This window comes from Deltaproteobacteria bacterium GWC2_65_14 (genome assembly GCA_001797615.1).
In the GTDB taxonomy this organism is placed as follows: Bacteria; Desulfobacterota; Deferrimicrobia; order Deferrimicrobiales; family Deferrimicrobiaceae; genus GWC2-65-14.
Map to the genome: position 1 here is coordinate 2,642 of MGPV01000027.1, position 21,916 is coordinate 24,557.

Annotated in this window: 22 protein-coding genes and 1 pseudogene (1 of these 23 only partly in view); 15 read left to right on the top strand and 8 right to left on the bottom strand. The window is 67.5% G+C overall.

Annotated features, from left to right (window positions below):
* The first annotated feature begins 46 nt into the window (after positions 1 to 46).
* A complete protein-coding gene (locus tag A2X88_00920) occupies positions 47 to 1,753 on the top strand; it encodes a hypothetical protein (GenBank protein ID OGP34581.1) in 1,707 nt (568 codons plus the stop codon).
* Entirely contained in the window at positions 1,747 to 2,607 is an 861-nt protein-coding gene (locus A2X88_00925) for a 2-oxoacid ferredoxin oxidoreductase (GenBank protein ID OGP34582.1), read from the top strand. Before A2X88_00920 ends, A2X88_00925 begins: the two co-directional genes overlap by 7 nt.
* Positions 2,608 to 2,755: 148 nt before the next feature.
* Here A2X88_00925 and A2X88_00930 read toward each other — a convergent pair whose 3' ends face one another.
* Positions 2,756 to 2,992 (bottom strand): hypothetical protein, encoded by a 237-nt coding sequence (locus A2X88_00930; protein OGP34583.1) that lies wholly within the window; start codon positions 2,990 to 2,992, stop codon positions 2,756 to 2,758.
* Positions 2,993 to 3,069: 77 nt separating this feature from the next.
* Between A2X88_00930 and A2X88_00935 the strand changes: the two genes are divergently transcribed.
* Positions 3,070 to 4,167 (top strand): hypothetical protein, encoded by a 1,098-nt coding sequence (locus A2X88_00935; GenBank protein OGP34584.1) that lies wholly within the window; start codon positions 3,070 to 3,072, stop codon positions 4,165 to 4,167.
* 171 nt (positions 4,168 to 4,338) lie between these two features.
* On the opposite strand, the gene A2X88_00940 is transcribed toward A2X88_00935, so the two are convergent.
* Positions 4,339 to 5,028 (bottom strand): hypothetical protein, encoded by a 690-nt coding sequence (locus A2X88_00940; protein OGP34585.1) that lies wholly within the window; start codon positions 5,026 to 5,028, stop codon positions 4,339 to 4,341.
* Between the two features lie 261 nt (positions 5,029 to 5,289).
* Positions 5,290 to 6,666 (bottom strand): hypothetical protein, encoded by a 1,377-nt coding sequence (locus A2X88_00945; GenBank protein ID OGP34586.1) that lies wholly within the window; start codon positions 6,664 to 6,666, stop codon positions 5,290 to 5,292.
* Between the two features lie 101 nt (positions 6,667 to 6,767).
* Here A2X88_00945 and A2X88_00950 point away from each other — a divergent pair, with 101 nt between their 5' ends.
* From A2X88_00950 to A2X88_00960, 3 genes are all read left to right on the top strand, one after another.
* Positions 6,768 to 6,989, top strand: coding sequence for a hypothetical protein (locus A2X88_00950; protein OGP34587.1), 222 nt, complete (start codon positions 6,768 to 6,770; stop codon positions 6,987 to 6,989).
* Between the two features lie 99 nt (positions 6,990 to 7,088).
* Positions 7,089 to 7,457 (top strand): hypothetical protein, encoded by a 369-nt coding sequence (locus A2X88_00955; protein OGP34588.1) that lies wholly within the window; start codon positions 7,089 to 7,091, stop codon positions 7,455 to 7,457.
* A gap of 42 nt (positions 7,458 to 7,499) precedes the next feature.
* Entirely contained in the window at positions 7,500 to 8,492 is a 993-nt protein-coding gene (locus A2X88_00960) for a hypothetical protein (GenBank protein ID OGP34589.1), read from the top strand.
* A gap of 202 nt (positions 8,493 to 8,694) precedes the next feature.
* On the opposite strand, the gene A2X88_00965 is transcribed toward A2X88_00960, so the two are convergent.
* Complete coding sequence (locus tag A2X88_00965) at positions 8,695 to 9,714, bottom strand: histidinol-phosphate transaminase (GenBank protein ID OGP34602.1); 1,020 nt, start codon at positions 9,712 to 9,714, stop codon at positions 8,695 to 8,697.
* Positions 9,715 to 9,743: 29 nt separating this feature from the next.
* On the bottom strand, positions 9,744 to 10,946 hold the full coding sequence (locus A2X88_00970; protein OGP34590.1) for an aspartate aminotransferase: 1,203 nt from the start codon (positions 10,944 to 10,946) through the stop codon (positions 9,744 to 9,746).
* A gap of 148 nt (positions 10,947 to 11,094) precedes the next feature.
* On the opposite strand from A2X88_00970, the gene A2X88_00975 reads away from it, so the two are divergent.
* The 3 genes from A2X88_00975 (at position 11,095) to A2X88_00985 (ending at position 14,124) form a co-directional block, all read left to right on the top strand.
* Positions 11,095 to 11,763 carry a hypothetical protein gene (locus tag A2X88_00975; protein OGP34591.1) on the top strand — a complete coding sequence of 223 codons (669 nt, stop codon included), beginning with the start codon at positions 11,095 to 11,097 and terminating at the stop codon, positions 11,761 to 11,763.
* 178 nt (positions 11,764 to 11,941) lie between these two features.
* Positions 11,942 to 12,937, top strand: a complete 996-nt coding sequence (locus A2X88_00980) for a hypothetical protein (GenBank protein OGP34592.1) — start codon at positions 11,942 to 11,944, stop codon at positions 12,935 to 12,937.
* Between the two features lie 65 nt (positions 12,938 to 13,002).
* Positions 13,003 to 14,124: a hypothetical protein gene (locus A2X88_00985; protein OGP34593.1), complete on the top strand. Its 1,122-nt coding sequence runs from the start codon at positions 13,003 to 13,005 to the stop codon at positions 14,122 to 14,124.
* On the opposite strand, the gene A2X88_00990 is transcribed toward A2X88_00985, so the two are convergent.
* On the bottom strand, positions 14,051 to 15,205 hold the full coding sequence (locus tag A2X88_00990; protein ID OGP34594.1) for an inositol-3-phosphate synthase: 1,155 nt from the start codon (positions 15,203 to 15,205) through the stop codon (positions 14,051 to 14,053). The two genes, A2X88_00985 and A2X88_00990, sit on opposite strands and share 74 nt — an antisense overlap.
* Positions 15,198 to 15,401, bottom strand: a complete 204-nt coding sequence (locus tag A2X88_00995; GenBank protein OGP34595.1) for a hypothetical protein — start codon at positions 15,399 to 15,401, stop codon at positions 15,198 to 15,200. Before A2X88_00995 ends, A2X88_00990 begins: the two co-directional genes overlap by 8 nt.
* A gap of 56 nt (positions 15,402 to 15,457) precedes the next feature.
* On the opposite strand from A2X88_00995, the gene A2X88_01000 reads away from it, so the two are divergent.
* Entirely contained in the window at positions 15,458 to 16,816 is a 1,359-nt protein-coding gene (locus A2X88_01000) for an NAD-dependent malic enzyme 1 (GenBank protein OGP34596.1), read from the top strand.
* Positions 16,816 to 17,451 carry an acyl-phosphate glycerol 3-phosphate acyltransferase gene (locus A2X88_01005; protein OGP34597.1) on the top strand — a complete coding sequence of 212 codons (636 nt, stop codon included), beginning with the start codon at positions 16,816 to 16,818 and terminating at the stop codon, positions 17,449 to 17,451. Before A2X88_01000 ends, A2X88_01005 begins: the two co-directional genes overlap by 1 nt.
* 8 nt (positions 17,452 to 17,459) lie before the next feature.
* Here A2X88_01005 and A2X88_01010 read toward each other — a convergent pair whose 3' ends face one another.
* The gene (locus tag A2X88_01010; GenBank protein ID OGP34598.1) at positions 17,460 to 18,008 is read right to left on the bottom strand and encodes a hypothetical protein; all 549 of its coding nucleotides are present in this window, start codon (positions 18,006 to 18,008) and stop codon (positions 17,460 to 17,462) included.
* A 173-nt stretch (positions 18,009 to 18,181) separates the two neighbouring features.
* Here A2X88_01010 and A2X88_01015 point away from each other — a divergent pair, with 173 nt between their 5' ends.
* From A2X88_01015 to A2X88_01030, 4 genes and pseudogenes are all read left to right on the top strand, one after another.
* Positions 18,182 to 18,520: a transcriptional regulator gene (locus A2X88_01015; GenBank protein OGP34599.1), complete on the top strand. Its 339-nt coding sequence runs from the start codon at positions 18,182 to 18,184 to the stop codon at positions 18,518 to 18,520.
* Between the two features lie 44 nt (positions 18,521 to 18,564).
* Positions 18,565 to 19,977 (top strand): type I glutamate--ammonia ligase, encoded by a 1,413-nt coding sequence (locus A2X88_01020; GenBank protein ID OGP34600.1) that lies wholly within the window; start codon positions 18,565 to 18,567, stop codon positions 19,975 to 19,977.
* A 93-nt stretch (positions 19,978 to 20,070) separates the two neighbouring features.
* Positions 20,071 to 21,444 (top strand): hypothetical protein, encoded by a 1,374-nt coding sequence (locus A2X88_01025; protein OGP34601.1) that lies wholly within the window; start codon positions 20,071 to 20,073, stop codon positions 21,442 to 21,444.
* A gap of 4 nt (positions 21,445 to 21,448) precedes the next feature.
* Positions 21,449 to 21,916 (top strand): annotated as a pseudogene (locus tag A2X88_01030) (hypothetical protein) (it continues 112 nt past the right edge of the window).

The following is a 21,916-nucleotide window of genomic DNA, read 5'->3' on the forward strand; positions in this document are numbered from 1 at the left end:
ACGTTTCCCCCCCGGGGCTCATCTTTTATAGGGAAGGAGGGGACCCATGGCGGCGGACGTGAACGTGCGCGTGACAGGCGGGGCGGGGCAGGGGGTCCACACGGTGGGGACCCTGGTCTATCGGATGGCATTGGCCGCGGGGCACCATTTCCACCTGACGCAGGACTACATGAGCCGGATCCGCGGGGGGAGAAACTCCCAGACGGTGCGCATCGGGACGGAGCCGGTCCGCGCCGGACGGGAGAAGGCGGAGATCCTCCTCGCCGTGAACCCGGAGCATCTGCCCCACGTTCTCTCCGGGCTGGCGCCGGGCGGGTTCGCGATCGCCGACGTCGCGGAGCCGCCGCCGGGTCTGATCGCGGCGCCCCTCAAGGAAAAGGCGGTACAGGCCGGATCCCCCATCCTCGCGAACGTCGTGGGTACCGGAGCGATCGGTTTCGCGCTGGGATTTCCGAGGGAGCATGCCGACGCGCTGGTGGAGGAGATGTTCCAGGGGGAGTTCCGGGAGAAGAACCGGAAGGCGCTCCACCTCGGGTGGGAGTGGGCGAAGGAACATCTTCCCGGGGAGGTCCGGGCGAAGTTCCGTCTCCCGGAGGGAAAGACCGTTCCGCGGATCGTGATGTCCGGGAACGAGGCGCTGGCCCTGGGGGCGATCGCGGGGGGATGCACCTTCGCGGCCGGATACCCGATGACCCCGGGCACGGGGATCCTCTCCGTTCTCGCGGACGAAGGGCCCCGCGCAGGCCTCCTCTTCGAACAGGCGGAGGACGAGATCGCTGCGCTGAACATGGCGATCGGGGCCGCCTACGCCGGCGCCCGCTCCGTGGTGGCGACCTCCGGGGGAGGGTTCGCGCTGATGGTGGAGGCGCTCTCCCTGGCCGGCATGATGGAGATCCCGGTGGTGATCGCGCTGGCGATGAGGCCCGGGCCCGCCACGGGGCTGCCGACCCGGACCGAGCAGGGCGACCTCGAGTTCGTCCTGTCGGCGGGGCACGGGGAGTTCCCGAGGCTGATCCTTTCTCCGGGATCCCCCGAGGAGGCCTTCGACCTCGCCCGGCAGGCGATGGAGACGGCGGAGGAGTTCCAGGTGCCGGCGATCGTATTGACCGACCAGCACCTCGCGGACACCGTCGTGGACATCGATCCGGGCGCGTTCGAGATCCGTCCGGTCCGCCGGCACATCGTCCGCGGCGAGAAGGTCCCCCGCACGCCGGAGGGTAGGTATCTCCGGTACGCGGTGACCGAAAGCGGGGTGTCGCCGATGGCCCTGCCGGGGGAGGCGGGGATCGCGGTGGTCTGCGACAGCGACGAGCATACCGAGGACGGCCACCTCACCGAGGACCACGCTGCCCGGATCCGGATGGTGCAAAAGCGGCTGCGGAAGGGGGAGAGCCTGGCGGCCAGGAGGATTCCCCCCCTGCTCTCGGGGCCTCCCCGGGGGGATGCCCTGCTGATCGGGTTCGGATCCACCAAGGAGGCGGTCGCGGAGGCCCGCGGGATCCTTGCCCGCGAGGGACGCGATGTCTCGGCGCTCCACCTGCGGCAGGTGTGGCCCTTCCCGGCGAAGGAGATCGGGGAGATCCTCCCCCGGTACCGGGTCTGCCTGACCGTGGAGAACAACGCGACCGGACAGCTGGCGCGGCTGATCCGGAGGGAGACGGGACTGGGGGTCGCCGGGACGATCCACCGGTACGACGGGCTCCCCTTCACGCCGGGGGAGCTGGCCGCGGAGGCGGGGAGGCGGGCATGGTAGACCGATTCGACACCGGCGTGGAGAACTCCTGGTGTCCGGGCTGCGGGAACTTCGGGATCCTGAAGGCGGTGAAAAAGGCGCTCGAGGCGACGGGGAAGGAGAGGCACGAGATCGTCCTCGTCTCCGGAATCGGGCAGGCGGCGAAGCTTCCCCATTACGTGGATGTGAACGTCTTCAACGGGCTCCACGGGAGGGCCCTTCCGGCGGCGGCGGCGATCAAGATGGCGAACGACCGCCTCACGGTGGTCGTGACCAGCGGAGACGGGGACATCTACGGGGAGGGGGGGAACCACTTCCTCCACAACGTCCGGCGCAACGTCGACATCGCCCTCTTCGTCCACGACAACCAGGTCTACGGGCTGACGAAGGGGCAGCCCTCCCCCACGAGCGATCCCGGCTGGGCCGGGTCGCTGGCCCGCTCCGGCGTGATCTCGGGGCCGTTCCCCCCGCTCGCGGTCGCCCTCTCCCTGGGGTGCGGCTTCGTGGCCCGGGGCTACTCGGCGGACATCGACTTCACCGCGGACCTCATGCTCCAGGCGATCCGCTTCAAGGGGTTCGCCCTCGTCGACATCCTGCAGCCCTGCGTCACCTTCAACAAGAAGAACAACTACCAATGGTACGGAAAGAGGGTCTACAGGATTCCCGCGGAGCACGATCCCTCGGACCGGAAAAAGGCCCTCGACCTGGCGCTGGAATGGGAGGAGAAGATCCCGATCGGGGTGCTCTACCGGGCGGAACGTCCCTCCTTCGGGGAGAGGCATCCCGCCGTTCCCGGCCCTCCGCTCCACGAGCGGGAAGCGAAGGAACCGGTGGTCCGGGAGCTGCTGATGATGCGGACCTTCACCGCCCGGTGAAGGTCGGGCCTACTTCCCTCCTTGTGCGGAGACGGTCTTGTCGGTCACCGCGGCTTCGCGGGCGAGGATCCCGTCCCAGAGATGGCCGAAATGGCAGATCCCCTCGATCAGGAGGATCGCCGCGGGAGGTTCCGGAAAGGTTTCCGGTCTACCGGGATTTGTCCCTCGCCTCCTCGGTGTTGCGCCGGTCCCACTGGTTTCCGAAATACCCGATCCCCGCGATGGCCCCCAGGATGATGAGGGCGGAGAGGACCGAGGAGAGGATCGATCCCCCCCGTTCCATTCCCTCCTCGAAGTGGAGGAGCAGACCGTACACGCAGAGCCCGATGAAGACGGAGGCGCAGAGGTTGAAGCCGAGGATGGCCAGCTTCTTGGGAACCTTCACCGTTCCTCCCGGTGTGCCGATTCTGTGCTACCCTGCGGGTGACCCGTCCCGGTAGCACGAGGTGTTGGTATCGTATCATGGAACTGCTGCCCGTCCTGACGCTGATCGCCGTCGTGGCCACGCTGGTCATCGTGCTCCTGCGGCGCCCGTCGCCGGTGCAGGACCGGCTGGAGCGGATGGAGAAAAGCTTCGCCGACGCCCTGCGGACGACGGCGGCGGATCTTTCCCGCGCCCAGGCCGACTCGTCGGGGAGGATCCGCCAGGAGGTCTCGGAGAACTTCCTCAAGGGGATGGACGAGATCTCCCGGCGGATCGAGGAGAAGCTTCTGGAGATCCGCGGCGAGCTGACCCGCGAGCTGTCCGAGACGGCCGACCGGAACCTCAAGGGGTTCGACCAGGTGGCGACCCACCTCCGGGATCTGGGCGCGGCCACCGGGCAGGTGGTCCTCCTGTCCCGGGACATCAGCCAGCTGAACATGATCCTCGCGCAGCCCAAGGCCCGCGGCGCTTTCGGGGAGCTCACCCTGTCGCGGATGCTCTCCGACCTGTTCGGCTCCCATGCGGAGATGTTCGAGCTGCAGTTCCAGATGGAGGGGGGAGAGCGGGCGGACGCCGCGATCTTCGTCCGTCCCGACCGGAGCCAGTACGTCTGCGTCGACGCGAAGTTCCCGATGGCGAACGCCATGCCCCTGCTGGAGGGGGAGGTGGACGACGCCGCGCGCAAGGAGTACGAGAAGGCCTTCGCGCGGGATGTCCTCGTCCAGGCGGAGTCGATCCGCTCCAAGTATATCCGTCCCCCCCGGACGCTCGATTTCGCTTTCCTCTTCGTGCCCTCCGAGTCGGTCTACTATCTCCTCCTCCGGGACCGGGAGCTGCACGAGCGGCTGCTCCGGCTCCAGGTCGTCCCGACGTCGCCGAACAGCTTCTTCGCCTACCTCCAGGCGCTCGCCTTCGCCTTCCGCGGATTCAAGATCGAGCAGAAGACAAGGGAGATCCAGGTCCTTCTCGAGCGGGTCGGGAAGGACTTCGAGCGGTTCGCCGACAACTTCCGGGTCTTCGGGAGGCACCTGGACAACGCCCAGTCGAAGTACATGGAGTCGGTGCGGGACGTGGAGCGGTTCCGGGCCCGGATCGGGTCGCTGCGAAGCGGGGAGGAGAAGCTTCCGGAGGAGTAGGGGGCTTTTAGTGCACCGTCTCGCAAATACCTTGGCATTCGAGCGCCGCTGCATCCGCGCCAGCTTCGTTGCGCTCCTTCACCATACTCAACGGTATGCCTCGGTCGCGCGCCTCGCTGGACGCGGCGCATCGACGCTCTCGGTGCCTCAAGCTATTTACGAGACGGTACACTAGTCCTCCAGCTGGTTGCGCAGCTTCCCCCGGAGGCGCAGGACGGCCTGCGAGTGGAGCTGGCAGATCCTGGGCTCTCCCAGGGAGAAGATCGCTCCGATCTCCTTCATCGTCAGTTCTTCGTAGTAGTAGAGGGCGATCAGCTGCTTTTCCCTCTCCGGGAGAAGGTCGATCGCCTTCCCGAGGACCTCTTTCAGCTCCCGGACGAGCTCCCCCTGCCGGGACTCGTTCCGGGCCGCTTCCCCGAGAACCTTCTGGATGCCGATGGCGACGGAATCCTCGTCCTCCAGGGGGACGTCCAGGGAGAAGACCGTCAAACCGGAATAGAGCGCCAGCTGCTTGCGCAGTTCATCGACGGAAAGGTCGAGATCTTTGGCCACCTCCTTCTCTTCGGGGGGGCGACCGAGAATTCCCTCGAGTCGGGCGTAGGCGTTCTGAAGCCTGGAGGCGTTCCGCCTCGCCGAGCGGGGAAACCAGTCCATCTCGCGGAGGTAGTCGAGCATGCTCCCGCGGATCCGGAATTCGGCATAGGTCTTGAATTTGATCCCCCGCGAGCCGTCGAACTTGTCGACCGCGTCGAGGAGCCCGACGACCCCGGAGCTGACCAGGTCGTCCATCTCGATATTGGAGGGGAGGCGGAGCTTCAGCATGGAGGCGTGGTACCGGATGCTGGGGAGGAACTCGCTCACGACCGCTTCCCGGTCCGGTGGGGATTGCGAAGCCGGTTCAACCCGTTCCGAAGCCCGGAGTGCTGAATTCCTCGCCATCGTCTCCATCCTCCCTTCAGGACTGCGCGGTTCCTACCAAAGGATGGACAGGAAGTGAGCAATATGCATGCCACCAAATACAATTGTGTAACGGCTTGATAATGCTTAGGAAAAATCAGAGGTGGATCGGGAGTGACAATCTTCAGCTGTCAAGAAAATGTCAGGCGGGGGTCGGCCTGACAATTATGGGCCATGCAGGCTTTTCCTTTTCAGCATTTGCAGGAAGGTCGTCCGCTTGAGGCCGAGCATCTTCGCCGCCTGGTTCTTGTTTCCCCTGGCGAGGTCGAGCGCCTTCCGGATCAGGCGGTCCCCGAAGGCCTCCCGGACACTCCGGAAATCGATCGGTCCTTCTGCAAGGTCCGCCGCTTCCTCCTCTGCGGAGGGCTTCTCCTTCCGCATGTTCGGGGGGAGATCCTCCGGCTCGAACCAACCGGTGCGGGTGAGGACGACGAGCCGCTCGACCAGGTTCTCCAGTTCCCGTACATTTCCCGGCCAGGGGTACCGCCGGAGCGCTGCCGCCGCCTCCGGCCGGAAGCCGTGCACGATCCGTCCGCTCCCGGCCGCGAATTTCCGCAGGAAATGGTCCAGGAGGAGCGGGATATCCTCGGGGCGTTCGCGAAGGGGGGGGATCCGGATCGGGATCACGTTCAGCCGGAAGTAGAGATCCTGTCGGAAACGGCCCTGCTCGATCTCCGCCTCCAGGTCCTTGTTGGTCGCGGCCAGGATCCGGGCATCCACGTTCACCGTCTTCGTCCCGCCGACCGGGAGGAAGGACTGCTCCTGCAGCACGCGGAGGATCTTCGCCTGGAGGGGCGGGCTCATCTCCGCGATCTCGTCCAGGAAGATGGTTCCCCGGTGCGCCATCTCGAACTGTCCCTGCTTCGCCGCATGGGCCCCCGTGAAGGCCCCCCTGACATGCCCGAACAGCTCGCTCTCCAGGAGTTCCGAGGGGATCGCGGAACAGTTCACGGGGACGAGCATCCGGTCCGCCCGGCGGCTGTTGTAGTGGATCGCCCGGGCCACCAGCTCCTTTCCGGTCCCGCTCTCGCCCAGGATCAGCACGGTGGAATCGCTCGAGGCGACCTTGGAAACGAGCGACAGGACCTCCCGGATCGGCTCGCTGACGCCAAGGATGTTCTCGACCCCGTACCGGCCGATCGCCTGGCTCCGGAGGCGGACGTTCTCCTTTCGGATCCCGGTGAGCTCGAAGGCCCGCTCCACGAGGTGGACCACCTCGACGGTCTTGAACGGCTTGGTGATGTAGTGGAAGGCCCCGAGCTTCATCGCCTGGACGGCGCTTTCCACCGTGCCGTACCCCGTCATCAGGATGACTTCGCAGGCGGGGGAGACCCGCTTCGCCTGCTTGAGGACCTCGAGTCCGTCGCCTCCCGGCATCACCAGGTCGGTCAGGACGACGTCGACCTCGTTCTGGTGCAGCAGGGCGATCGCCTCGGCTCCCGTGCGTGCGGTATGGAGCCGGATATCGGGCCGCGAGAAGACGTTCCCCAGCAGGTCGAGGACGTTATCGTCATCTTCCGCGATCAGGAGGGCCTGTTTCATGTGGGTTCATTCTACCGTCCCCCTCCGGGACGACGGAAGGAGATTGTTCCCCCGCCGGGTAAAGTTTCCCGGCGGCATGCCGATAGGTAGGGTATGGGGGCGTGAGCGACCCAGGGGGAGGGGGATCCACCATCTCTGGCAGAAAGAAGAAAGAAGGGAACGGTGCAGGTTCCCAGAAGGAAGAGTCCGTCCGCGGGAAGCGGGTCGCCACCATCCGGAAGCAGGTGAACAGCGGGACCTTCCGCGTGGAGCCCGATGCGGTTGCGTCGAAGATGGTCGACGACGCCGTGAAGAAGATCCGCTCCCGGATCCGTCCGCAGTAGCCACGTCCGCGGTCCTCGCCAGCCATTCTATTGTTCGATCCGGGTTCTCTCCGAGCGAAGTTTGCGGTAGAATTTCCGTCAAAATCTCGAGGGTTCGCCATGGTGCGCTCGAATTTCGAAGGGGTGCTCCGCCGGGCCGTGGACACCCTGCCGGAGATCTTCCGGCAGGCGCTGGACAACGTGGCGATCGTGGTCGAGGACCGCCCGCCCGGGTGGCTTCTGCGGGAGCTGGGGGTTCCTCCCGGCGAGACCCTCTACGGCTTCTACCACGGGATCCCGCTTCCGGAACGCTCCGTGCAGGACTCCGGGAACCTTCCGGACAAGATCTCGATCTACCGGGTTCCGCTCGAGGAGGATTTCCCGGACCGGGACGATCTCGCCCGGGAGATCCGGGTCACCCTGCTCCACGAGATCGGGCACTACTTCGGGATGGACGAGGAGGAACTTGCCCGGCTCGACTACGAGTGATTGTGGTATACAGAAGTAGGGAACAGCGGGATAATCGACCGGATGCCCCGGCCCCGGGGGATCGCCCGGGTCGGCGTGGGGAGGCTGGCGATGCATGCGCTTCGACGCGAATTCCTCGACGGCCCGGAGACACCGGATCTTGTCCTGATCCATTCCACGGCCAGGCCCGCCGGCTCCCCCGGCACCGTTCTCTCACGTTCCTCGATCGTCGTTCCCGCGACATCCGAGCCCGGGAAACGGGAGGTCCGCCTCTTTTTCCCCTCCCCGCCCGGCGGCGGAGCGCTTCGGGTCCGCTACGCGTTCTCGATCGTGTCTTCCGGGGCGGAACGGTTTTCCGATCCCTATGAAACCCTTCTTCCCGGACCGGAAACAGGGGACGACGCCGTCCTGATCGGGGAGGAGGGAGGGGGGAACCTCCCACCGGCGCCTGGAAGGGGGACCTTCCGGATCCTCCTGCCGCTGCGGGAGGGGGAGCCGGCCGAAGGGAACGCCCGCTTCGGGTTCGGCGCCATGCGGAAGAAGCCGTCCGAATCGCTCTGCCGGGCGGCCCTGCCGCTCGACGGAAAGACCCCGCCGGTGATCGAGGTCCCGGAGGCGCTCTCCGTGCTGAAGGAGCGGCCGATGCCCTTTTTCCTCTATCATGCGACCGAAGGCGGGGTCGGGCTCGTCGCGGACAAGATCAACTCGGCCCGGATCACCTGGCGGGACGAGGAAGGGGACGTGGTCTGCGCCCGGATGCTCTGGAGCTGCGGATCCTGGGATGCGCCCAACCTCACCCCGCTGGAGGTCAAGAGATTCTCCGGCGACGGGTCGCCCTCCGGGTATCCGTTCGCCGAGGACCGGGAGGCCTTCCTGCGCGGCCGCGAGAGTTCCCTCGACCGGTTTCCCCTGCCCCGGACCCACGAAGGGTACCTCTTCGGGCCGGCCGGGAGCGTCGCGGAATACTGCTTCCTGCTGCTCCGGAGGCGTCCGGACGGAACGGTCGCCGCCGAGTGGCGCAACCGCGACGGGGGCAACTGGACGATCCGCCTCTGATCCCGCCCAGTCGCGGGGCACGGGGAGGGCTTCGCCGCCTCAGAGGGGGCCTTCGCTTCGCCCGCCCTCCGCCCCCTGTCCAATCATTTTATCTCCGCTCATCCCCCCTCCTGCGGCTGGCTCCGCCCGTGATTCGCCCCGTCCCGAGGGCGCCTGCAACTGCGTCACGCGCGAGCCAGGGTCCCGGGCGCACGGGGACGGGTCAGCCGCGCCGGATCTCCGATAGCGCCGACAGGAGGGTGTCGATCTCGGCGTCGGTGCCCACCGTGATCCGGAGGCAACCGGCCAGCCGGGGCGTGTCGAAGTAGCGGACGAGGATCCTCCTTCGCTTCAGCTCATCGAACACCGGCCGGGCCGATTTCCCTCCCCGCCGCCTCGCCAGGAGGAAGTTGCTCTGCGAGGGAAAGGGGACGAATTCGAGGGCCGGAAGGGCGGTCGCCAGCCGTTCCCGGGTCTTCCGGATCCGGGCGGCGTTTCTCTCCATCCAGCCGATGTCCGCGAGCGCCGCCTCCCCGGCGGCGATCGCCAGCCGGTCGAGATTGTAGGAGTCGCGCACCTTGTTCAGCCCCGCGAGGATCCGGGGGTGGCCGAACCCGAGGCCGATCCGCATGCCGGCCAGGGAAAAGGACTTGGAGAAGGTCCGCAGGACGACCACGTTCTCCCGCTCCCGGGCGAGGGGAAGGGCCGTCTCCTCCGCGAAGTCGGCATAGGCCTCGTCCACGACGAGGATCCCCCGGACCGCGGAGGCGAGGCCCGACAGCGCCGCAAGCGGCACGGAGGTCCCGGAGGGGGAGTTCGGGCTCGCGACGACCGTCACCTGCTCGCGGTTCCGGAACAGTCCTTTCGGGAGGGAGTAGTCCTCCGGGTAGGGGATGCCGCGCACCCGTCCCCCCTGGATCCGGACCAGCGTGTCGTACAGGGTGTAGGTCGGCACGGGGCAGCAGAGGGCGTCCCCTTCCCCGATGAAGGCCCGGGCGATCATGGCGAGCAGGTCGTCCGATCCGTTCCCCGCGATGACCTGTTCGAGGTCGAACCGGTAGGTTTCCGCCGCCTGCCGCCGCAGCCTCGTGGACTCCGGGTCGGGGTAGAGGCGCAACGTTCCGCCGGCCTCCCTGGCGATCGCCGAAAGGACCGCCGGGGAGGGAGGGTAGGGGTTCTCGTTCGTGTTGAGCTTGACGAAGCCCTCCTCCTTCGGCTGCTCTCCGGGAAGGTAGCCGCCCATCCGTGCGATGTTCCGGCGAAAGGGAAGCTTCACCGGGCACTCCCCGGGCGGCGGGAGAACCTCTCCCCGAGCCGCTTCCACGCGGGGAGCGATCTGCGCACCACTTCGGTGGCGAGGCAGTAGGCGACCCGGAAATACCCGCTGCGGCCGAACCCGCTCCCCGGCACGACGAGGATGTTCTCCTCCCGGGCCGCGGCGACGAAGGCCGTCTCGTCCTTCCCCAGGATGCGGGGGAAGAGGTAGAAGGCTCCCCCGGGGGGGACGACGGAGAATCCGGATTCCGACAGCGCCGAAAGGAGGAGGTCCCGGTTCTCCCGGTAGACCGCCATTTCGGCGGAGATCTCCTGGAGGCCGGCCACCGCCCGCTGCATCAGGGAGGGGGCGTTCACGAAGCCGAGCACCCGGTTGCAGAAGACGCACCCCCCCGCGACCTCGGCGGCGTCCGCGGCCCTCGGCGACACGGCGAGGTAGCCGATCCGCTCCCCGGGGATGTTCAGGTCCTTCGAGTGGGAGTAGGCGATCAGCACGTTCCGCAGATGCGCGGCGGGAGGGGAAAAGACCTCCCCGGGGTAGAGGATCTTCCGGTACGGCTCGTCCGACAGGACATAGACGGGGTTTCCCGTTCGCCGTTCCGGTTCCGCGAGAAGCCGGTCCAGCGCGTCGAGCGCGGCTCCGGGGTAAACCGCCCCGGTGGGGTTGTTCGGCGTGTTCAGGATGAGCGCACGCGTCCTGTCGGAGAGGGCCTTCCGGATCGCTTCGAGATCGAGCTGGAAATCCTCCGCGGCCTCGGCGACGACGGGAACTCCCCCGGCGTTCCGGATGTAGAAGAGGTACTCCACGAAATAGGGGGCGAGAACGACGACCTCGTCCCCGGGCGAGAGGATCGTGCGGAGCGCCACGTTCAGGGCGCCCGCCGCCCCGCAGGACATGACCACCAGCTCGCCGGTGAAGGGAAGCCCGGTGGCGGACGACAGCGACCTCGCGACCTCGCGGCGGACCTCCGGGAATCCCGCGTTCGGCATGTACCGGTGCAGGTCGGGGGGAGGCGAGGCGGAAAGACGCCGCAGCTCGGAGGCGAACCGGTCCGGCGGGTCGCCGAACGGGTTCCCGAGGGAGAAATCGAAGACGTTCTCCGCCCCCTTCTCCGCCTTCAGGAGGGCCCCCTCCTCGAACATCTTCCGGATCCACGAGCCCTGCTGGATCGCGCTGCGGACGGTCGGCGACACCGGCATCGGGTTTCCTCCTCGAAATTTCACGATACGGCAACGCCCCGAGGGAATTCAAGCCGAAAGAGGATTCGGAACCCGTTGAAACGGGGGGGACTATGCCATACAGTGGTACCGGGCTCCAAACGAGAGGACGAGAGAGGTGGTGGCAGCGATGACGAAGAGATCCGGGTTTCTGCTGGTGCCGGTCGCCGCCCTTCTCCTGGCGGGATCCGGCTGCGTGACGGGGAAGGTACTCTACCTGCCGGGCGAGCTTTACCGGCCGGGAGCCGGCGCGCCCGTCCAGGCCCCCGAGGGTCCCGCGGTCGCCGTTCTCGACTTCTCCTATTCGGGCTCTCCCCCCTACGAGATCGGGCGGGACTTCGACTATGCCCGGTCGATCGTCTGGAAGAGCGACCCCGGGAAGGCGCTCGCCGACCTGGTCGCCGACGCGCTTGCGGAGGTGGGGATCCGCTCGGTCCGTGTGCCCGGGGAGGCCGACGTCCCGCCGGGGGCGGCGGCGAAGGTGTGGGGACGGGTGGACGAGTTTCGGGTCACCACGAAAAAGACGGGAAGCCTCCGGCTGAGCGTCGAAGTGGCGGCGTCGGTCTCGGCGACCCTGTTCGCCTCCGGGGGAAGCGCCCCCCCGGGGTGGAGCAGCAGCCTCGGTTCCGATTACTGGTACACGGAGCCGCTCTTCGTCACTTCCGAGGCGATCCGCGCGGCGGTGAACGGGGCGGCGAACGCCGTGGCCGGGGAGGCCGTGAGCCGTCTCTTCGCCGCCGGGGTGATCGCGAGGCCCGAACCGCCCCTCGCAGCGCCGCGGGAGGGGAGCCCCCGATGAACCGCGGGCGGAACACGGCGATCCGGTGCGCGGCGCTGTCCTACGCCCTGCAGTCGCCGTTTGCCGCCTGCGATTCCCCGCGCCACAGGGAGGAGGGGATCCGGGGGAGAGGCGGGAAACAGACCGTCGTCCTTCCCATCGGCGGACTGGCGGCCTGACGGGCCGGCTTCCCGGGGTCATGGGATTTTCCTGGATCGGCCGCGTCGAGGAGGTTTCCGCCCCGGAATGGGACGCGGTCCTTCGCCGCTCCGCCCGCCCGAGTCCCTTCTTGTCGCGTCGCTTCCTGGTGCCCTGGGCCACCGCCTTCGCGGCCGGCCGGGAGACGATGGCCTTTCGCTGGGAACGCGGGGGGGGGGCGGCCGGCTTTCTGTTCCTGTGCCGCCGGGCCGACGGCGCGGGGTGGGAGCTGCTCGGCGGCGAGCGGGTGGCCGACTCCCTCGACGCCGTCGTGATCGCCGGGCAGGAACGGGAGTTCTGGTCCGGGTTTTTACGGGAGTCCCGGGGACTGCTGGCCGGGGGGTCGACCCTGCGCCTTCCCAACCTCGTCGAGGGAACGCCCTCCCTGCATCTTCTCCCGGAACTCTGCGGGCGGTTCGGGTACTCCTTCCGGCTCGAAGAGACCGACCGCTCCCCGCTTCTTTCTCTCCCGGGAGATTTCGGGGAATACCTCGAGCGGCTCGGAAAGAAGAAGCGGCACGAGCTGCGGAGGAAGCTTCGCAGGGCCGACGATACCGTTCCCGGCCTCTCGTTTCGCATCACCCCCGGGGGTCCGGAGCTGGACCGGGACCTGTCCTCCTTCCTCGTTCTGCATCGAAGCAGCCAGTCGGAAAAGGAGCGGTTCATGGACGAGGGGATGGAGCGGTTCTTCCGGGAGATCGCCGGGCGGTTCTCGGAAGCCGGCCAGCTCCGGCTGGCCTTCCTTTCGGACGGGGAAACGGATGTCGCCTCCGCCTTCCAGCTCGAGTGGAACGGATCCCTCCTCCTCTACAACTCCGGGTACGATCCGCAATACCGGAGGATCAGCCCGGGCCTGGTCCTTCTCGCGCGGTGCATCGAGGAGGCGATCGGAAGGGGGGGCCGGGAGTACGACTTCCTGCGGGGCGGGGAACGGTACAAGTACGACCTCGGGGGAGTGGACCGGGTCGTCTACAGGGCCACCGTCGGTCTCCCGTGAGGCACCTCCTTTTTTCCTACCACACCTGCCCCTTCGAGGAGCCTGGCGCCGGGCTGGCCGGGGGAATGAACATCTTCCTGCGCGGCCTGCTGGCCGGGATCTCCCGCCGGAGGATCGAGACCGACGTCCTGACGCGGGGAACCGGGAACCGGGTAGAGGTCTCCCGACCCGCCCCCGGCCTGCGCATTCTCCATCTCCCCTGCGGGTGGAGTCATCCCCCCACCCGCGCGGGGGCGCTGTCCTCTCTCCCCCGGTTCATCGAGAGCGCGCGCGGGCTGCTGGCGGAGGAGGGATCGCCTTACCGGATCGTGTCGGCCCACTACTGGATGTCGGGGTCGGCGGCGCGGGCCCTGTTCCGGGAGACGGGGAGGACTCTTCCCATCGTGTTCGCCTACCACACGGTGGAGGCGAGAAAGGGGGAAGCCCCGGGAGCGGTCCCGGGAGGGCTTCCGGCGGCCCGGAGGAGCGAGGAGGAGGCGATCTCCCGGGAGGCCGACCGGATCGTCTGCTTCACCGCGGAGGATCTTTCCCACACGGAGAGGATCTTCCCGGCGGTCTCCGGGAAGGGGGAGGTGATCCCGCCGGGGGTGGACGACGCCTTCCGGCATCCGCCCTCCCGGGAAGAGGGGAGGCGCCGGCTGGGCATCTCCCCCCGGGCCTTCCTGCTCCTGCTGGCCGCGAGGCCGGATCCCGGGAAGCAGATCCCCGAGGCGGTTTCCGCCGTTTTCTCCCTGCGGCGGGACGTGCAGGCCGACATCCTGCTGCTGGTCGTGGGGCAGGGGCCTCCGGCGGAGGGAACGCCGGAGGGGGTCCGCTACCTCGGGCCGGTGCCCCACGCGGAGATGCCCGCCCTCTATTCCGCGGCGGACGCCGTGCTGTGCCCCTCCCTCTACGAGTCGTTCGGGTTCGTGCCGCTGGAGGCGATGGCCTCCGGCGTCCCCGTGGCGGTGCCGGAGTCCGGGTACTGGGGGGCGCGGGTTGCCGCCGGTGGAGGCGGGATCGCCTATCCGGCCGGGGCACCGGGAGGACTTGCGCGGGCGATCGGCTCGCTCTACCGGGACGAGCAGGCGAGGCGGCGGATGGCGGAGGAAGGGAGGCGGATCGCCGCGGAATTCACGTGGGAGAGGTGCACGGAGGCGTGGGCAGCGCTTCTTTTGTCCTCCGCCAGGCCCGGTAGTCGGCGATGAACTCCTCCAGCTCGCGCCGGGCGTCGTCGTCGGTCATCTGCGCCGCCGGGTGCTTCATGAAGTAGGCCGAGGGGGCGGCAAGCGGCCCCCCGAGCCCCATCTCCCGTCCGAGTCGGCAGAACCGGATCGCGTCGATCCCCACCCCGGCGCTGTTCGGCGAATCGGTCACGGAGAGGCGCAGTTCCACCTCGATCGGCAGTCCCCCGAACCCCTCCCCCTCGATTCTCAGGAAGCAGAGCTTGTTGTCCTTCTGCCAGGGAACGTAGTCCGACGGCCCGATGTGGACCGCCTCGTCCTCGACCGGGTAGGTCAGCACCGAGGTCACCGCCTCCGTCTTGGAGATCTTCTTCGATTGGAGCCGCTTCCGGTTCAGCATGTTCAGGAAATCGGTGTTCCCGCCGGTGTTCAACTGGTAGGTCCGGCGAACCCGGATGCCGCGCTCGGTAAAGAGGCGGGCCAGCGCACGGTGGACGATCGTCGCGCCCAGCTGCGACTTCACGTCGTCGCCGACGATCGGGATCCCCCGCTCCCGGAAGCGCTCCGCCCAGGCCGGGTCGGAGGCGATGAAGACGGGGATGCAGTTCACCAGGCTGACCCCGGCGGTGAGGCAGCTCTCGGCGTAGCGCTTCGTGGCCTCCTCGGAGCCGACGGGGAGATAGTTCACGAGGACCTCAGCGCCGGACTCCCGCAGGACCGCCTCGATGTCGCATGGAGGCTCGTCCGAGGGGAGGAAGGTCCGGTCTTCGGGATAGTCCCGCATGTGGCCGGCGACGCCGTCCAGGACCGGCGCCATCCGGACGGTCGGACCGCCCGCCGGCATCCCCCCGACGAATCTCGGAGTGCAGTTGGGAAGGGAGAAGATCGCCTCGTTGACGGGTAGCCCGACCTTCCTGCGGTCGATGTCGAAGGCGGCGACGACCTCGATGTCCCCGGGCAGATAGCCGCCGATCTCCCGATGCATGAGCCCCGGGACGTCGTCTTCCCCGGGTACGGGTTCCGCGTCCCGGTAATATTCGATCCCCTGCAGCAGCGCGCTCGCGCAGTTTCCGACGCCGGCGATCGCCACGCGAATCCTATCCATTCCGTGCGCCTCCCTTGCGGTTTTCCGATCCGATGCCCTTGTTGGATTCCCCCTCCGGAGGATCGGTTTCAGCGGCCGCCGGCAGGAACCCGCTGCATTTCCAGCAGCATGGGGGAATTTCGGCCGCCTTTCGCCGCTCTTCCGAGACGAAATTCTGTGCGGAACAGGCGGCGCAGCATACGATCATGCGCGTCATTCTATCGTGTTTCCGGCAGGTTTGACAAAGAAGAATCCGGAACGTAAGATGCCCCCATGCAAATCGAAAAGGGCATCGACAAGGTCGTCAAGAAGATCCGCGTCATGATCCTGGACAAGCCGGGGTACCTCGGAAAGGTGGCTTCCGCGATCGGAAACGCCGGGGGAAACATCGGCGACATCCGGCTCGTCGGCTACGGACTGGACTACAACACCCGCGACGTCACGGTGTTCGTGAACGACGAGGATCACCTCGAGGTGGTGCTGGAGGCGATGGGGAAGGTCGAGGGGGTCATCCTCTCCGACATCATCGACCCGGTCCTCGAGCTCCACCAGGGGGGGAAGATCGAGGTCCGGTCGAAGACGCCGATCGAGGGGATCTCCATCGTCCGGAAGATCTACACTCCCGGCGTGGCGAAGGTCTGCAAGCTGATCCGGGAGAATCCGGAGCTGGCGTACGACTACACCATCATCGGGAACACGGTGGCGATCGTGACGAACGGGACGGCGATCCTGGGCCTGGGGGACATCGGGGCGGTGGCGGGGATGCCGGTCATGGAGGGGAAGGCGGCTCTCTTCGACGCCCTGGTGGGGGTGTACGGGATCCCGATCCTGATCCAGTCGAAGGATCCGGAGGAGATCATCCGGACCGTGGCCGCCATCGCGCCGACCTTCGGGGCGATCAAGCTGGAGGACATCAAGGCGCCCGAGTGCTTCGAGATCGAGGACCGCCTGTCGGGGATGCTCGACATCCCGGTGATGCACGACGACCAGCACGGGACGGCGGTCGTCGTCCTGGCGGCGCTGCTGAACGCCAGCAAGTATGTGGGGATGCAGGTCAAGAACGACATCGTCGGGATGGTGGGGCTCGGGGCGGCCGGGATGGGGATCTCGAAGCTCCTGATGGCCTACGGGGTCCGGAAGGTGTTCGGGACCGACATCAATTCCAAAGCCATGGAGATCTTCGCCGCAGCGGGCGGGAAGCCGGTGACGCTGCAGGAGATCATGGGGCAGTCCGACATCGTCATCTGCACGACGGGGGTTCCCGGCCTCATCCGGAAGGAGATGATCCGGAAGGGGCAGGTGATCCTCGCCCTGTCGAACCCCAACCCCGAGATCTCGCCGGAGGATGCCCGCGCCGCGGGGGCCTCCTTCGCCGCCGACGGGCGGGGGGCGAACAACGCATTGGCCTTCCCCGGGATCTTCCGGGGGGCGCTCAACGCGCGGGCCCGGAAGATCAACAACCGGATGAAGATCGCGGCGGCGAAGGCGATCTCCTCCTTCGCGCTGGCGGGGGAGCTGGTCCCCTCGATCCTGAACCTGGAGATGCACAAGGCGGTCGCGACCGCGGTGGAGAGGGCCGCCTTCGAATCCGGAGTGGGACGCCCGCGCGGGGAGAACTCGGAAGAGTCGTAATGGACATCTCCTGGGTCCGGGGCCCCTCGGTCGTCCTGTTCGCCTATTTTCTGGGATCGGTTCCCTTCGGAATCCTGGTGGCCCATCTCTTCGACCGGGGCGTGGATCTGCGCAAGGTGGGGTCGGGAAACATCGGGGCGACGAACGTGGCCCGCGCCGTCGGAAAGGCGGGAGGAGTCGCGACCCTTCTCCTGGACGCGGGGAAGGGGGTCTTCGCGATGGCGCTGGCCTACCGGTTCACCGACAGCCGGGTGGATCTGTGGCTTGCGCTTGCGGGAGGGGCCGCCTTCCTGGGGCATATCTTCCCCGTCTACCTTGGGCTCAGGGGGGGCAAGGGGGTGGCGACCGCCCTGGGGATCGTGGCCGTTCTATCCCCGGTGACCGCCTTCCTGCTCGGGGTCCTCTTCGCGGCGGTCGTCTACTTCACCCGGTACGTGTCGCTCGGCTCCCTCTGCGCGGCGGTCGCGCTTCCTCCGATGATGGCGCTTCTGGCCACCTCCCGGCACTACGTGACCCTCTCCCTGGTCATCTGTTTCCTCGTGATCTACACCCACCGGGAGAATATCCGGTCCCTTCTGGCCGGGAGGGAGCGGAAGCTCGGGGAGCCGAAGCAGGAGCCGGCCCCCGACCGGTGACCTTCGTTTCAGAGTTTCCGCAGGATCCGGTCCCGTTCCCGGTCCCGTTTCTTCTGTTTCCGCCCCTCGCCCTTCTTCGCCTGTCCTCCGCGGGATTCCTCCTCCCCGTCGGATGTCCCCTTGATCCCTTCCATCTGAAAGGCGAAGAGCCGGTCCGCGAACTCCTCGCACGAGACCACGGTGACGGCGCGCGCGGAGAGGGTTCCCGCGAGCCCCCGGTCCGAGGTGACCACGACCGTTCCGGGGGGGGCGTTTCCGGACAGTCCCCGGATCGCGTCGTCGGCGCTCTCCGTCCGTGAGGAAAAGATCGCCGTCCCTCCCTTGAACGGACGGCGGACCCTCTCCGCGCTTCCGCCTCCCCGGCCGTCGAAGACGACCGTGAGCCGGAACCCTTTTCCACGCGCGTAGGAAGAGAGGAGAGAGCACAGCGCCTCGCGGCCTTCCGGCGAGACCGGGTCCTCCGACAGGAGCAGGCTCCCCGACCTCGAAAGGTTGTACCCGTCCACGATGAGGAACAAGGCTCCTCCCTGCCCGGAAAACAGGCATCCGGTGATCATTTCTTGAGCAGATATCCTATCATCGATTATTCCGGCGCTCCATCAGGCCCGCCGCCTGCGACCCGATATTCGGCTGGAATCCCTGGAGAACTTCCCTTTCGGTGGGTGCGACGGCGCTCCAAGCACCGTGATTGGTACGGCCTTTGCTCCGGTGAGATCCCGGGAGGTGACCCATGAAGAAGATCGAGGCGATCATCAAGCCGTTCAAGCTCGACGAGGTCAAGGAGTCGCTGAACGACATCGGGATCCAGGGGATCACGGTCTCCGAGGTCAAGGGGTTCGGCCGTCAGAAGGGGCACACCGAGCTCTACCGGGGCGCCGAGTACGTCGTCGACTTCCTGCCCAAGATCAAGCTGGAGATCATCGTACCGGACGACCTGGTCGCCCAGGTGGTCGAGACGGTGGAGAAGTCGGCCCGGACCGGCCGGATCGGCGACGGCAAGATCTTCGTCACGAATGTCGAGGAAGTGGTCCGGATCCGCACGGGGGAACGCGGGCCGGACGCGATCTGACCGAACGAACCATCCACGCAACGCCATACACCAAGGAGGAACCGATGACCGCGAAGGAAGTGCTGGAGTTCGCCAAGGGCAAGAAGATCGAGATGGTCGACCTGAAATTCATGGATTTCATCGGGACCTGGCAGCATTTCGCCGTCCCGGTCAGCGAGCTGGGGGAGGAGAATTTCGAGGAAGGGTTCGGCTTCGACGGGTCGAGCATCCGCGGCTGGCAGCCGATCCACGCCTCGGACATGCTGGTGATCCCCGACGCCGACACGGCGACCGTCGACCCGTTTATCGCGAGGCCGACCCTCTCCCTGATCTGCAACATCGTGGACCCGATCACGAAGGAGGCCTACAGCCGCGACCCGCGCAACATCGCGAGGAAGGCCGAGGCCTACCTGAAGTCGACCGGGATCGGCGACACCGCCTACTTCGGCCCCGAGGCGGAGTTCTTCATCTTCGACGACATCCGCTACGCCACCGGGTCGAACTTCGGCTACTACTACATCGACTCCGAGGAGGGGACCTGGAACTCCGGCCGGGAGGAGCGTCCGAACCTCGGGTACAAGCCGCGCCACAAGGAGGGGTACTTCCCCGTTCCCCCCACCGACTCCCAGCACGACCTTCGCGACGAGATGGTCCGGGTGATGCAGTCGATCGGCCTCAAGGTCGAGGCGCAGCACCACGAGGTCGCCACGGCCGGCCAGGCGGAGATCGACCTGCGGTTCGACACGCTGGTGCGCTGCGCCGACGCCCTCCAGTGGTACAAGTACATCTGCAAGAACGTCGCGCGGAAGTTCGGCAAGACGGTCACCTTCATGCCGAAGCCGCTCTTCGCCGACAACGGGAGCGGGATGCACTGCCACCAGTCGATCTGGAAGGGAGGGAAGCCGCTCTTCGCCGGGGAGGAGTACGGCGGGCTCTCCAGGATGGCGCTCCACTACATCGGCGGGATCCTGAAGCATGCCTCCGCCATCTGCGCCTTCTCCAACCCGACGATGAACTCCTACAAGCGGCTCGTGCCCGGCTTCGAGGCGCCGGTGAACCTCGCCTACTCGAGCCGGAACCGGTCGGCCGCGGTCCGCATCCCGATGTACTCCGCCTCCCCGAAGGCCAAGCGGATCGAGTTCCGGACCCCGGACCCCTCCTGCAACGGCTACCTCGCCTTCGCCGCGATGCTCATGGCGGGGCTGGACGGCGTCCAGAACAGGATCGACCCGGGAGAGCCGCTGGACAAGGACATCTACGCCCTTTCCCCGGAGGAGCTCGCCGGGGTTCCGACGACGCCGGGTTCGCTGACGGAATCGCTCGAGGCGCTGCAGGCCGACCACGGCTTCATGCTGAAGGGGGACGTGTTCACCCCCGACGTCATCCAGAAGTGGATCGACTACAAGATCGAGGCCGAGGTGAACCCGGTGAAGATGCGGCCGCACCCGCACGAGTTCTTCCTCTATTTCGACTGCTGATCCGTCCCGGATTTCCCGGGCATCGGGGAAGGGGGGGGCTTCGGGCCCCCTTTCCCCTTTTTTTCCTCTGCGGTTCTGCATATCCTATTCGGCATGCGGATCCCGACGGCCCTGGTTCTTGCCTTTCTTCTCGCGCATGCGGCGTTCCACTGCCAGGCGATGGCGGATTCCCAGGCGGCGGAGACGCCTCCTGCATCCGTCACGATGGTCGAGGCGGTGCGGATCGCCCTCTCCCGCTCGCGGGAGGTGCGCCTGACCGGGCAGGATCTCCGGATCGCCTTGCAGGGGAGGACGAAGGCGGGAGCCGGACGCCTTCCCCGGATCGACGCCTCCGGGGATTTCACGGCGCTCTCCGAGCCCCCCTCCATCTTCCTGCAGGGGCGGGAGGCGCAGATCGCGGACCGGGCCGTCTACCATGCGCGGGTCACCGCGGAGCAGGTCCTCTACGACTTCGGCCGGACCGCGTCCCGGATCGAGCGGGCGGAGGCGAGGCTGTCCGCGGCGAAGTTCCGGGAGGAGCTTTCCCGCGAGGTCCAGGCGTTCGGCGCCGTTTCCGCCTTTCTCGCCGTCCGGCGGGCGCAGGAACTCCGGGAGGTGGCGGAGGAGTCGCTGGCGACGGCCCGGGCGCACCGGAAGGTGGCGGAGGATCTGTACGAGCTGGGAGTCGTGGCGAAAAACGATGTCCTGGCGGCGGAGGTCCTGGTGGCGAACAGCGAGGCGGTCCTGGTCACCGCGGAGAACCGGGAGGAGCTCTCCCGCTCGCAGCTGGCGCTCGCGATGGGGTATTCCGGGAACTCGGCGGTGTCTCCGGCCGCCGACACGATCCCCGTCCCCCCGGGGGACGTCCCCCCACTCGAGGAAAGCCTGAACGCGGCCGTGGCAAAACGCCGGGAGATCCATGCGGCGGAGGCGCACCTGCGGGAGGGGGAGGCGCAGGCGGAGGGGGCGCGGGCCGAGTTCGCCCCCACCTTTTTCGGCCAGGGCGGCTACTCCTACGAGAGCAACGAGTTCAACCCGAATCAAAGCGTCTTCTCGGCCCTCGTGGGGGGGAAGGTGAACCTCTTCTCCGGGTTCGCCGACCGGGCGGCGCGCCGGGAGTCGCTCCACACCGTGGACCGCAGGAAGGAGGAGCTGGCGCTTCTGCGGGACCGGATCGGTCTCCTGGTGAAGGCCGCCCACCTGGCGGTCGGGGAGGCGGCGAAACGCAAGGAGGCGGCCGAGGTCGCCGTGGCGCGGGCCGCGGAGAACCTGCGGATCCAGGAGGACCGGTACCGGGAAGGACTCTCCATCTCGACCGAGCTGCTCGACGCGCAGACCCTGCTCTCCCGCGCGAAGGTCGACCGGGAGAACGCCTCCTTCGATCTCTACGAGTCCCGCTTCGGGCTCCTGTCGGCCCGGGGGGAGTTGCTGGAATATTTCGGGCCGCTCGTCGCGGGCGTCGGGGAAGCCGCGACGCCGGGGCGGTGACCGGATGAGGGCGATCCACGGCGCGGGTCCGACGATACTCCTTGCGATTGCCGCGCTCCTCGGCGGCTGCGCCGGAAGCTACCGGGACGGTTCCCTTTCCATCCGGCTGGAATACGGCGTTCCCGGGGACAACGTCGCCGTGGCCCGGGGCCTTTCTTCGGTGACGGCCCGCCCCTCCTATGCGCTGGATCCGTCCAACCGGATCCTGATCCGGGTGCTCGCCCCCCACATCTCCCCGCCGATGGAGGCGTGGTTCGACCGCTCCGCGGGGCGGGGTGAGATCTCCGGGGTCCCGCCGGGGAGCCGGATCGCCGTCGAGGTCGACGAGTACGACACCGCCCTGACGCTGCTCGGCCGCGGCTGGGCCCACGGCGTCACCCTCTCACCGGGCGAAAACCGCACCGTCACGATTTCCATGCACGACAAGGGGACGATCGTCCGCGTCTGCGGCGCCCCTCCCGTCGCCGGCGCG

Coding starts and splice junctions, on each gene's coding strand:
- A2X88_00935 (OGP34584.1), top strand. CDS start 3,070: ATGGAACTGCTGCCCGTCCTGACGCTGATCGCCGTCGTGGCCACGCTG.
- A2X88_00965 (OGP34602.1), bottom strand. CDS start 9,714: ATGGGCGGCTACCTTCCCGGAGAGCAGCCGAAGGAGGAGGGCTTCGTC.
- A2X88_01000 (OGP34596.1), top strand. CDS start 15,458: ATGCAAATCGAAAAGGGCATCGACAAGGTCGTCAAGAAGATCCGCGTC.
- A2X88_01010 (OGP34598.1), bottom strand. CDS start 18,008: ATGATCACCGGATGCCTGTTTTCCGGGCAGGGAGGAGCCTTGTTCCTC.
- A2X88_00955 (OGP34588.1), top strand. CDS start 7,089: ATGGTGCGCTCGAATTTCGAAGGGGTGCTCCGCCGGGCCGTGGACACC.
- A2X88_00985 (OGP34593.1), top strand. CDS start 13,003: ATGAACATCTTCCTGCGCGGCCTGCTGGCCGGGATCTCCCGCCGGAGG.
- A2X88_00995 (OGP34595.1), bottom strand. CDS start 15,401: ATGACGCGCATGATCGTATGCTGCGCCGCCTGTTCCGCACAGAATTTC.
- A2X88_01025 (OGP34601.1), top strand. CDS start 20,071: ATGCGGATCCCGACGGCCCTGGTTCTTGCCTTTCTTCTCGCGCATGCG.
- A2X88_00920 (OGP34581.1), top strand. CDS start 47: ATGGCGGCGGACGTGAACGTGCGCGTGACAGGCGGGGCGGGGCAGGGG.
- A2X88_00990 (OGP34594.1), bottom strand. CDS start 15,205: ATGGATAGGATTCGCGTGGCGATCGCCGGCGTCGGAAACTGCGCGAGC.
- A2X88_00925 (OGP34582.1), top strand. CDS start 1,747: ATGGTAGACCGATTCGACACCGGCGTGGAGAACTCCTGGTGTCCGGGC.
- A2X88_00945 (OGP34586.1), bottom strand. CDS start 6,666: ATGAAACAGGCCCTCCTGATCGCGGAAGATGACGATAACGTCCTCGAC.
- A2X88_00980 (OGP34592.1), top strand. CDS start 11,942: ATGGGATTTTCCTGGATCGGCCGCGTCGAGGAGGTTTCCGCCCCGGAA.
- A2X88_00970 (OGP34590.1), bottom strand. CDS start 10,946: ATGCCGGTGTCGCCGACCGTCCGCAGCGCGATCCAGCAGGGCTCGTGG.
- A2X88_01015 (OGP34599.1), top strand. CDS start 18,182: ATGAAGAAGATCGAGGCGATCATCAAGCCGTTCAAGCTCGACGAGGTC.
- A2X88_00975 (OGP34591.1), top strand. CDS start 11,095: ATGACGAAGAGATCCGGGTTTCTGCTGGTGCCGGTCGCCGCCCTTCTC.
- A2X88_01020 (OGP34600.1), top strand. CDS start 18,565: ATGACCGCGAAGGAAGTGCTGGAGTTCGCCAAGGGCAAGAAGATCGAG.
- A2X88_01005 (OGP34597.1), top strand. CDS start 16,816: ATGGACATCTCCTGGGTCCGGGGCCCCTCGGTCGTCCTGTTCGCCTAT.
- A2X88_00960 (OGP34589.1), top strand. CDS start 7,500: ATGCCCCGGCCCCGGGGGATCGCCCGGGTCGGCGTGGGGAGGCTGGCG.